General features: G+C 76.0%; 7 protein-coding genes. 4 read left to right on the top strand and 3 right to left on the bottom strand.

The features are described from left to right. Nucleotides 1-86: 86 nt before the first annotated feature. The 3 genes from dnaE to AB0D45_RS19605 all read left to right on the top strand — a co-directional run bounded on the left by dnaE (nt 87) and on the right by AB0D45_RS19605 (nt 6,450). Nucleotides 87-3,260, top strand: coding sequence for a DNA polymerase III subunit alpha (gene dnaE / locus AB0D45_RS19595; protein WP_362460571.1), 3,174 nt, complete (start codon nt 87-89; stop codon nt 3,258-3,260). Next, the gene (locus AB0D45_RS19600; RefSeq protein ID WP_362460574.1) at nt 3,257-4,585 is read left to right on the top strand and encodes a hypothetical protein; all 1,329 of its coding nucleotides are present in this window, start codon (nt 3,257-3,259) and stop codon (nt 4,583-4,585) included. The genes dnaE and AB0D45_RS19600 overlap by 4 nt, the downstream gene beginning before the upstream one ends. 1,004 nt (nt 4,586-5,589) lie before the next feature. Continuing rightward, nucleotides 5,590-6,450, top strand: coding sequence for an alpha/beta fold hydrolase (locus AB0D45_RS19605; protein ID WP_362460577.1), 861 nt, complete (start codon nt 5,590-5,592; stop codon nt 6,448-6,450). 55 nt (nt 6,451-6,505) lie between these two features. On the opposite strand, the gene AB0D45_RS19610 is transcribed toward AB0D45_RS19605, so the two are convergent. The 3 genes from AB0D45_RS19610 to AB0D45_RS19620 form a co-directional block, all read right to left on the bottom strand. Beyond that, nucleotides 6,506-7,558, bottom strand: coding sequence for a lytic polysaccharide monooxygenase (locus AB0D45_RS19610; protein WP_362460579.1), 1,053 nt, complete (start codon nt 7,556-7,558; stop codon nt 6,506-6,508). Nucleotides 7,559-7,769: 211 nt separating this feature from the next. Further along, a complete protein-coding gene (locus AB0D45_RS19615; protein WP_361611068.1) occupies nt 7,770-8,252 on the bottom strand; it encodes a DUF402 domain-containing protein in 483 nt (160 codons plus the stop codon). Further along, nucleotides 8,249-9,193 carry a GNAT family N-acetyltransferase gene (locus AB0D45_RS19620; RefSeq protein ID WP_362460582.1) on the bottom strand — a complete coding sequence of 315 codons (945 nt, stop codon included), beginning with the start codon at nt 9,191-9,193 and terminating at the stop codon, nt 8,249-8,251. The genes AB0D45_RS19615 and AB0D45_RS19620 overlap by 4 nt, the downstream gene beginning before the upstream one ends. Nucleotides 9,194-9,265: 72 nt before the next feature. On the opposite strand from AB0D45_RS19620, the gene AB0D45_RS19625 reads away from it, so the two are divergent. Continuing rightward, complete coding sequence (locus AB0D45_RS19625; RefSeq protein ID WP_362460585.1) at nt 9,266-9,658, top strand: GntR family transcriptional regulator; 393 nt, start codon at nt 9,266-9,268, stop codon at nt 9,656-9,658. Nucleotides 9,659-10,002: the final 344 nt, after the last annotated feature.

Here is a 10,002-nt window from a genome sequence, read left to right on the forward strand (position 1 = left end):
GGTGAAGCTCGTCCAGCTGCTGGTCTGCGCCGACTACAGCGTCCAGGCCCGCAAGCTCCCGGCCGGCTGCGACTGGTACGGCGCCCGTGGGCTCCGGGTGGGCCGGGAACGGGTTCGCGCCCGGCGCCCCGGGCCCCGGCCGGCCCGTACTGCCCTGGGAGGCGCTGCGCGGCGACGGGGTGTTCGTCCTGCTCGGCCCCGGCTCCGAGGTGGGCCGGGCGCTCGCCGCGGGCCGCCCCGACCGGGCGGCCCGGCTGCTCGCGCCCTGGCGGGAGGTCTACGGGGACGCCCTGCGCCTGGAGGCCGTCCACCACGGCCGCACCGGCACCGGCCCCGGCTCGCTGCGCCTGGCCGCCCGTACCGTCGGCTTCGCCGCCGAGCAGGGCGTCACGGCCGTGCTGACCAACGCCGTCCGGTACGCCGACCCCGGCCAGGGCCCCGTCGCCGACGTCCTCGACGCCGCCCGCCGGCTCGTCCCCGTCGACCCCCGGGGCGCCCTCGACACCGGCGAGCGGTGGCTCAAGGACCCCGACGCCATGGCCGAGGCCGCCGAGCGGATCGCCGAGGCGGCCGGGCTGCGCGCCGCCGACGCCCGGCGGCTGCTCGCGCGGACCCGGGAGACCGCCGAGGCCTGCTCCGTGGACCCCGAGGACGACCTCGGCATGGGCTCCGTGCACTTCCCCGAGGCCCGCCTCGTCGGCGCCGCCCACCGCACCGCCCAGCGGGTGCTCGCCTCCCGCGCGGCGGCCGGCATGGTGCTGCGCGGCTACGCCGGCCGGCGCACGTACTGGGACCGGATGGAGGAGGAGCTCGACATCATCGCCCACCACGGCTACGCCTCGTACTTCCTGACGGTCGCCCAGGTCGTGGACGACGTGCGCGGGATGGGCATCCGGGTGGCCGCCCGCGGCTCCGGCGCGGGCTCCCTCGTCAACCACCTCCTCGGCATCGCGCACGCCGACCCCGTCGAGCACGGCCTGCTGATGGAGCGCTTCCTTTCCAAGCGCCGCCGCGTGCTGCCCGACATCGACATCGACGTGGAGTCCGCCCGCCGGCTGGAGGTCTACCGGCGGATCATCGGCCGCTTCGGCGCCGAGCGCGTCGCGACCGTCGCCATGCCCGAGACCTACCGGGTCCGCCACGCCATCCGCGACGTCGGCGCCGCCCTGTCCATGGACCCGGCCGCCGTCGACCGGCTCGCCAAGGCCTTCCCGCACGTCCGCGCCCGCGACGCCCGCGCCGCCCTGGCCGAGCTGCCCGAACTGCGCGGCCTGCGGGAGGAGGAGCACGGGCGGCTGTGGGAGCTCGTCGAGGCGCTGGACGCCCTGCCGCGCGGGACCGCCATGCACCCGTGCGGGGTACTGCTCTCCGACGCCTCGCTGCTCGCGCGCACCCCGGTGGTGCCCACCAGCGGCGAGGGCTTCCCGATGTCCCAGTTCGACAAGGACGACGTGGAGGACCTCGGGCTGCTCAAACTCGACGTGCTGGGCGTGCGCATGCAGTCCGCGATGGCGCACGCGGTCACGGAGCTGCGCCGGGCGACGGGCCGCGAGCTCGACCTGGACGACCCCGCGCAGGTGCCCCCGGGCGACGGGCCGACGTACGAACTGATCCGCTCCGCCGAGACGCTGGGCTGCTTCCAGATCGAGTCCCCCGGCCAGCGCGACCTGGTGGGCCGGCTCCAGCCGTCGACCTTCCACGACCTGGTCGTCGACATCTCCCTCTTCCGGCCCGGACCGGTGGCCGCCGACATGGTGCGCCCGTTCATCGAGGCACGGCACGGGCGGGCCCCGGTCCGCTTCCCGCACCCGGACCTCGCCGACGCGCTGCGCGAGACGTACGGGGTGGTGGTCTTCCACGAGCAGGTCATCGAGATCGTGCACGTCATGACCGGCTGCGGGCGGGACGAGGCCGACCGGGTGCGGCGCGGGCTCTCCGACCCGGAGTCCCAGGGCCGGATCAAGGCCTGGTTCGCGGCGGCGGCGGCCGGGCGCGGCTACGCGCCGGAGGTGATCGCCCGCACCTGGGAGATCGTCGAGGCCTTCGGCAGCTACGGCTTCTGCAAGGCGCACGCCGTGGCCTTCGCCGTGCCCACCTACCAGTCGGCGTGGCTGAAGGCCCACCATCCGGCGGCCTTCTACGCCGGGCTGCTCACCCACGACCCCGGGATGTACCCCAAGCGGCTGCTGCTGGCGGACGCCCGGCGGCGGGGCGTGCCGGTGCTGCCGCTGGACGTGAACCGCTCGGCGGCCGCCCACCGCATCGAACTGGTGTCCGATGGTGCGGACGGGTCGGGGCCGGGCCGGTGGGGCCTGCGGCTCGCGCTGGCCGACGTCCACGGCATCAGCGAAGCCGAGTCCCGCCGGATCGAGGCCGGCCAGCCGTACGCCTCCCTGCGCGACTTCTGGGACCGCGCCCACCCGGGCCGCCCGGTCGCCGAACGGCTGGCCCAGGTCGGGGCGTTGGACGCCTTCGGCGCGAACCGCCGTGACCTGCTGCTGCACTTGGCGGAGCTGCACGGCGCCCAGCGCGCCGCCGGAGTCCTCGGCGGCCGTGGCGGCGGCCAGGGCGGCGGCGGTGCCGGCAGCCGCGCCGGAGGCCGGGGCGCGGCCCAACTGCCCCTCGGCGGCGGGCGGTCCACTGCCACCGTCGGGCTGCCCGACCTGACCGAGGCCGAGCGGCTCAGCGCCGAACTCGGCGTCCTCGGCATGGACGCCTCCCGCCACCTGATGGACGACCACCAGGCCTTCCTCACCGAGCTGGGCGTGACCCCGGCCCGCCGCCTGCGGGACACCGAGCACGGCCGGACCGTACTCGTCGCGGGCGCCAAGGCGGCCACCCAGACCCCGCCGATCCGTTCGGGCAAGCGGGTCATCTTCACCACCCTCGACGACGGCACCGGTCTGGTCGACCTGGCCTTCTTCGACGACAGCCAGGAGGCCTGCGCGCACACCGTCTTCCACTCCTTCCTGCTGCTGGTGCGAGGGGTCGTGCAGCGGCGCGGCCCGCAGAGCCTCAGCGTGGTCGGGGCCGCCGCCTGGAACCTCGCCGAGCTGGTGGAGCTGCGCGAGCACAGCGGCCTGGAGGCGGCCACGGCCAGGCTCGCGGAGCCCCAGGCCGGCGGCACCGCCGACACCGGCCGCCGCATCCACCTCCCGAACGGCTACGAGATGAACCCGTGGGCCGACCTCCAGCCGCCCGGGGAGCGCGCCGCGACCGGCCGCAAGCTGTGGCACTCCAGCCCGGGGAGCGCGGGATGACCGGCACCCGCGCCGCCACCGGCACGGCCTCCACCGCCGGCGTCCTGCACCTGCGCTGCGCCCCCGCCCTGTCCGGGGAGGGCTACCGCGAGGTGCTGGAGCTGCTGCGCGAGTTCTCCCCGCTCGTCCAGGCCCTGCCGCCGCGGGCCGCCCTGGTCCAGGTCCGGGGCGCCCAGCGGTACTTCGGCGCCGGCCCCGCCCGCATCGCCGAGGTGATCCGGCTGCGCGCGGTGGCCCGGCTGGGCACGGACGTCCGGATCGGGGTCGCCGCCACCTGGGCGGTGGCGGCGATGGCCTCCGCCCGGGTCCAGGGGCCCGGCGGGGTCCTGGCCGTGCCCCAGGAGGCGGTGGCCGGCTTCCTGGACCCCCTCCCGGTGGAAGCGCTGTACGGGCTCGGCTCCCGGCAGGCCGAGGCGCTGCGCGGGTACGGGCTGCACACCGTCGGGGCGCTCACCCACGTCCCGCCCGGGGTCCTCGAGCGGATCCTCGGCAAACGGGCCGGCCGGCTCGCCGCCGACCGGGCCCGCGGCATCGACCCGCGCCCGGTCACCCCGCGGGACCTGCCGTCCTCGGCCGCCGTCCGGACCGGCTTCACCCGTCAGGAGCTGGACGGCCCGCACGCCCGGGCCGCGCTGCTCGGCCTGGTGGTCCGGCTCGGCGCCGCCCTGCGCGGACGCCGCCAGGCCGCCCGGTCCCTGTCCCTGACCCTGCAGTTCGCGGGCGGCTCCCGGTGGGAGAAGTCCCGGCGGCTGGTGGAGCCCTCCGCCCACGACGAGGACCTGCGCACCCTCGCGTACCGCCTGATGGACGCGGCCGGCCTGCAACGGGCCCGGCTGACCGGCATGGTGCTGCGCGCCGAGGACCTCACGGACGCGGAGGGCGTGAGCCGCCAGCTCACGCTGGATCCCGTCCGCGAGTCCCGCCTGACGGTGGAGGCCGCCATCGACCGCGCCAACGCCCGCTTCGGGCCCGGCACGGTCCGCCCCGCGTCGGTCGCGCCCAGCCCCGGCGGTCCCTCAGACGCCGTCCAGCATCAGCCGAACCGTCTCCGCGCGGAGCGGGGTGGTCTGGGCCTGGATCAGGTGGAACTGGGCCTCGCGGGAGAGCCGGCCGGCGGTGTGCCCGTACTGGACCGCCCGGCCGCCCGCCACCGCCACGCAGGCCGCGGCCGCCCGTACGGCCAGGTCCAGGGCGGCGGCCCGCAGGGCGAGGCGGTCCCCGGTGCGCTGCCCGCGCGGGACCTCGTCGCGCAGGGCGTAGGCCTCGGCGCGCAGCCGGGCGGTCCGCTCGGCCAGGCGCAGGCCGAGGTCCTCGTACGGCGGTGACCGGAGGAGGAACCCGGCGGTGGCGCGCAGCTGGCCGAAGACGGCCGGCTGCGCGTCGGCGTTCTCCAGGTCGTAGTCCCGGATCCAGTCGGCCCGCGGCAGCAGGCCCACCACCCGGTCGTCGGGTACGCGCACGTCCCGCAGCTCGACGCGGGCCGTGTGCGTACCGGCCATCGCCCACAGCGGGGCTCCTTCGACGGAGCTGATGCCGCCGCCGTCCGCGCTGCGGTCGAGCAGGGCGAGGACCGCCTCGTCGGACGGGGTGACGCCGCCGACGAACAGCGTGTCGGCCAGGCCCCACCCCGTCACCCACGGCATCCGCCCGCTGAGCCGCCAGCCGCCCGGGACCCGCTCGGCCGTGACGGGCGGGCGCGGATGGCGCAGGAAGGCGAAGCCGGCGGTGGCGCGCCGCTCACCGCGGGCGAGGGCCGGCAGCAGGCTCGCGCGCAGGGCGGCCCCCGCAGGGCCGGACGCCTGGAGCAGGGCCTTGGCGGCCGGGACGTGCTGGGTCCACACGAACCAGGTCGACGGGTCCACCGCCGCCAGCACCTCGTGCACCTCCCGGACCACCTGACGGGCCGTGAGCCCGCGCGCCGGGTCCGGTTCGTATCCGACCAGCCCGTACGCGCCCGCGGCGGCGAGCGCGTCCAGATGCGTACGGGGCACCCCGCTCACGGCGGTCCGCTCCGCCTCCGGCGCCAGGACGCGTACGGCGGCCCCGGTGACGGCCGCGACCAGCGGGTCGGCCGCCAGAGCGGGCGGGGCGGCCAGGGCGGTGCCGGCTCCGGGGGGCCTCTGCATGGCCGCGCTCACCTCACGTCCGTGTCGGGGGGCCATTGTTCCTGAGCGGTACCGGAGGAATCCTCGACACGCGAGTTTTTACCGACGCGTAACTTCCAAGTCCTGCTACCGGCCCGTAATTTGGCGCCAGCAGCCCCCCATGTGATCCGGATCACGGGACGAATCCCCACGCTTTTCCCCTTGACCTGCAAGGAGATCACACGATGCTGCCCTGGAGACGCCTGCTCCGCCCGCTGGCCGTCCTCACCCTCACCGCCGCCGCGCTCGTCGCCCCCACCGGCGCCGCCCAGGCCGCGACCGCACCCAGCAGCGGCTGGAACAACTGGTCCTGCAAGCCGTCCGCCGCACACCCCCGCCCCGTCGTCCTCGTCCACGGCACCTTCGGCAACTCCGTCGACAACTGGCTCGGTTTCGCGCCCTACCTCGTCCACCGCGGCTACTGCGTCTACTCCCTCGACTACGGCCAGCTGCCCGGCGTGCCCCTCTTCAACGGGCTCGGCCCCATCGAGAAGTCCGCCGGACAGCTCGACGCCTTCGTCGACAAGGTCCTGGCCTCCACCGGCGCCGCCGAGGCCGACCTCGTCGGCCACTCCCAGGGCGGCATGATGCCGCGCTACTACCTCAAGTTCCTGGGCGGCGCCGCCGAGGTCAACGCCCTCGTCGGCCTCGCCCCCGACAACCACGGCACCACCCTGTCGGGACTCACGCAGCTGCTCCCGTACTTCCCCGGCGCCCAGGACCTGATCAGCACCGCGACCCCGGGGCTCGCCGACCAGATCGCCGGCTCCGCCTTCCAGCAGAAGCTGAACGCGGGCGGCGACACCGTCCCCGGAGTGGCGTACACGGTCATCGCCACCCAGTACGACGAGGTGGTCACCCCCTACCGGAGCGCCTTCCTGGACGGGCCCGGGGTGCGCAACGTCGTCCTCCAGGACCTGTGCCCGCTGGACCTCTCGGAGCACGTGGCCATCGGCCTGACCGACCGGATCGCCTGGCACGAGGCGCTCAACGCCCTCGACCCCGCGCACGCCGAACGGACCACCTGCGCGTCGGTCTTCGACTGACGCGCGGGCGGCCCGCCCGGTACCCGCCGGCGGTAGCCGGGCCGGTCCTCCCCGGCTACCGCCGGGAGGGGCCCCCGGTCGCCCGGCGGCGGGCCAGGGCGAACAGCACCGCCGCTCCGGCCGCCAGCACCCCGGCCCCGGCGATCGCGATCACCGGGGTCGCGGAGCTGCCGCCGGTCTCGGCGAGGCCGCCGCCGGTGCCGCCGGCCGGTGAGGGCGCGGCCGAGGGGGAGGCGGCCGCCGGCGGGGCGGGGACCGGGGAGGCGGCGCTCCGGCCGTTCGTCTTCGGGTCGTTGTCGCCGTGGCCGTGGTGCTCGACCGTGGACTTGTCCGCGCCGTCGGAGATCTGCTGGTCCGTCGGGGCCTTGGGCGGCTCGACGGGCTTGGTGGAGGCGCTGGCGCCGGCCCCGGTGCTGGGCTTCGCGCTCGGGGCGGTGGTCCCCGTACCGCCTGCGCCGCCGCCGCTGTCCTTGCCGAAGACCACGTCCGAGCAGGTGTAGAAGGCCTCCGGGCTGTCCGAGCGCTGCCAGACGCTGTAGATCAGGTGGCGGCCGGACTTCTCGGGGACCGTCCCGCCGAAGACGTAGTCGCCGTTCTGCATGCCCGGGTCGGTGGCCTTCGCGAACGGCGCGGGCTCCAGGTCGGACCACTTCAGCGGCTTGGACGGGTCGTAGCCGTCCTTCGTCACGTACAGCTCGAAGGAGCCCTTGTGCGGGGCGGTCCCCTTGTAGCGGAAGGTGTGCGCCCCGGCGGTCATCGGGGAGGCCGGCCAGTCGGCGCGGGGCAGGTCCAGCCCCTTGTACGTGGCGTTGCCCGCCGAGCACAGCTGCCCGTCCGGGATCAGCGACCTGCTCTTGCCGGCCGCGTTGGCGATGTTCACCGCGTTCCAGTCGTAGAACGCCTGCGGCCCGCCCGCCGCGACGGCCGCCTTGCACGCCGCCGACTTCGGTGCCTCGGGGCCTTCCGCGTAACACGCCGCCACCCGGCTGACCGGGTCCGTCATCGAACCGTGGGCGGCCGCGGGCACGGCGGCGTACGCGGCCACCGCGAGCGGGGCGAAGCCGGCGGCGGCGACACGGACGGCGGTACGGGCACGGCGAGCGGGCATGGGCGGATCTCCTTCGGGCGCAAGGCGGGGGAGCGCCAGCGGAACCGGCCGGCGCGGCGCCGCCCCCCGTCGGGCCCGGCGCCGCACCGACTCTCCCTGGCCCCGCCAAGCTAGCCCGCCGCCCGGCCCGCCCGGCCCGGATCGGGCCCCCGGAGAGCATCCTTAGGGTGCGCTTAAGGAAGGCCTAAGCGGGCCCACAGATACGGCCCCCCTAGGTGAGCAGGGCGGCCAGGCCTTCCGGCGTGCGGGCCTGGTCGTCGAGGGCGTCCAGGGCCCGTACGGCCCGCGCCGCTGCCTCCGGGTCGCTCTGCGCCAGCCCGCTCGACGCGAACTCGTCCTCGTCCAGCCGCAGTACGGACTGCCCGTCCGCCGACACCCACAGGTCCAGGTCCAGGTCCTCGACCACGATCTCGTCCCCGCGGACCACGGCCGGGCGGGTGATGTCGCAGTACCAGCCCTTGAGGATGCCGTCGCCGGTCCACACCTCCTTGACCGCGTACCAGCGCGTCCTCCAGAAGTGCTCCACGAACACGTCACCGGGCTCGAAGCGGACGAACCCGAAGTCCCGCGCCCCCTCCGCCGCCCAGGGCGCGCGCACCGAGATCCGGTCCCCGTCGTCGGCCACCTGCGCCGCCGGGTAGCTGATCTTGGTGCGGCCGGCCTTGGTCAGGGTGACGGTCCAGCGTGCTGTCATCTCGCGGCTCCCAGTCTCTTCGTGTGTCGGGTCTCGGTCGCGCAGACCTCGTACCCGAACCAGGCGTTGACAGCCAGCATCGGGCCGTTCCCGGCGTCGTTGCCGGTGAACGCCTCGGTGTACCCGGCCGCGCGGGCCCGGTGCAGCGAGTCGGTCTTGGCGAGTTTGGCCAGCCCGCGGCCGCGGAAGGCGCGCAGGGTGCCGGTCATCGCCGAGGAGTAGCGGGTCGCGCCGTCCGTCCGCGCGGCGCTGAAGGCGGCCACGGCCCCGTCGACCAGGACCACCGTCGTCAGTGCGTGGTCGAGGGTGGGTTGGTGCCAGACGCCGTCCAGCCAGTCCTGGTAGTCGTCCAGGACCACCGGTACGTCACCCGGCTCGTCGGCCGTCACCTCGGCGTCGGCCTCGTACAGCGGCCGGGGGTCCGCCGCGAAGGCGGACCCGGGACGCAGCTCCACACCGGCGGGCAGCTCCCGCGGCAGCGGCGGCAGGGCGCCCGCCGCCAGGTCCAGGCGCAGGAAGTGCGCCGAGCGGCTGGGACGGTAGCCGTGCCGCTCGGCGAAGCCCCGATGGGCGGGCTCGTCCAGGACCCAGGCGTACGCGTCCACCGCGCCCCGCGCCGCGAGGTGCTCCTCTGCCGCACGCAGCAGCGCGGTCCCGGCGCCGAGGCCGCGGTGGGCGGGGTCGACGTAGGCGTTCACGTACGACAGGCCGGGCTCCGGGCTGTCGTACGCGAGGCCGGCCTGCGCGGTGCCGACCGGACGGCCGTCGGGGGTCTCGGCGAGGAGGATCCGGTGGTGCTTCGCGGGGTGGGCGGAGGCGAGTTCGTGGGCCACGCCGGCGGGGGTGGTGACCAGGAAGGGCAGCGCGGCCCGGAGGACCCGTACGACGGCTTCGGCGTCGGAGGCGTCATCGGGACGGATGTCACGGACGTGGATGGTCATGGGACGGACGTTACGGCCGGGGATGCGGGCAGCGCCTGCGAATTACCGGGCGGATGGGGGAGAATCGGCGCCGTGACCTCGACCAATCTCAAGATCAGGATCGACGGCTCGGCCGGCTCGGCCGCCCCGTACGAACAGCTGCGCGCGCAGATCGCGGACCGGGCCCGGTCGGGGGAACTGCCGGCGGGCTACAAGCTGCCGACGGTGCGGGGGCTGGCGGAGGAGCTGGGGCTGGCCGCGAACACCGTCGCGAAGGCGTACCGGGCGCTGGAGGGCGACGGGGTGATCGAGACGCGGGGGCGGAACGGGACGTTCGTCGCGGCGGCGGAGGGTTCCTCGCGGGAGGCGGCGGCGGCCGCCCAGTCCTACGCGGAGCGCGCGCACCGGCTGGGCCTCACGGAAGCCGAAGCCCTGGCGGCCGCCACCACGGCCCTGCGGGCCCGCTACGCGACCGCCTCCCCCTGACACGCGGGGGCCTGGGGCCGCAGCTTCGGGAGCTCCGGGGGCCCCGCGCCAGGAGACCGGGGGCGGAGCTTGCCGGGCTCCGGAGCTGAGCCCCAAGCGTCCGGGGCGGTGCCCCCGAAGGTCCGGGGCTGCGCCCCAAGCATGCGGGGGCTGTGCCCCAAGCGTCCGGGGCCGAGTCCCGAAGGTCCGGGGCTGGGCCCTCAGGGGTTCGGGGCTGTGCCCCAAGCGTCCGGGGCTGTGCCCCAAGCGTCCGGGGCTGTGCCCCGAGGGTCCGGGGCTGTGCCCCGAGGGTCCGGGGCTGTGCCCCGAGGGTCCGGGGCTGTGCCCCGAGGGTCCGGGGCTGT

Origin of the sequence: Streptomyces sp. NPDC048352, assembly GCF_040651895.1 — a bacterium.
GTDB lineage: Bacteria > Actinomycetota > Actinomycetes > Streptomycetales > Streptomycetaceae > Streptomyces.

Coding starts and splice junctions, on each gene's coding strand:
- AB0D45_RS19600 (WP_362460574.1), top strand. CDS start 3,257: ATGACCGGCACCCGCGCCGCCACCGGCACGGCCTCCACCGCCGGCGTC.
- AB0D45_RS19605 (WP_362460577.1), top strand. CDS start 5,590: ATGCTGCCCTGGAGACGCCTGCTCCGCCCGCTGGCCGTCCTCACCCTC.
- AB0D45_RS19610 (WP_362460579.1), bottom strand. CDS start 7,558: ATGCCCGCTCGCCGTGCCCGTACCGCCGTCCGTGTCGCCGCCGCCGGC.
- AB0D45_RS19615 (WP_361611068.1), bottom strand. CDS start 8,252: ATGACAGCACGCTGGACCGTCACCCTGACCAAGGCCGGCCGCACCAAG.
- AB0D45_RS19620 (WP_362460582.1), bottom strand. CDS start 9,193: ATGACCATCCACGTCCGTGACATCCGTCCCGATGACGCCTCCGACGCC.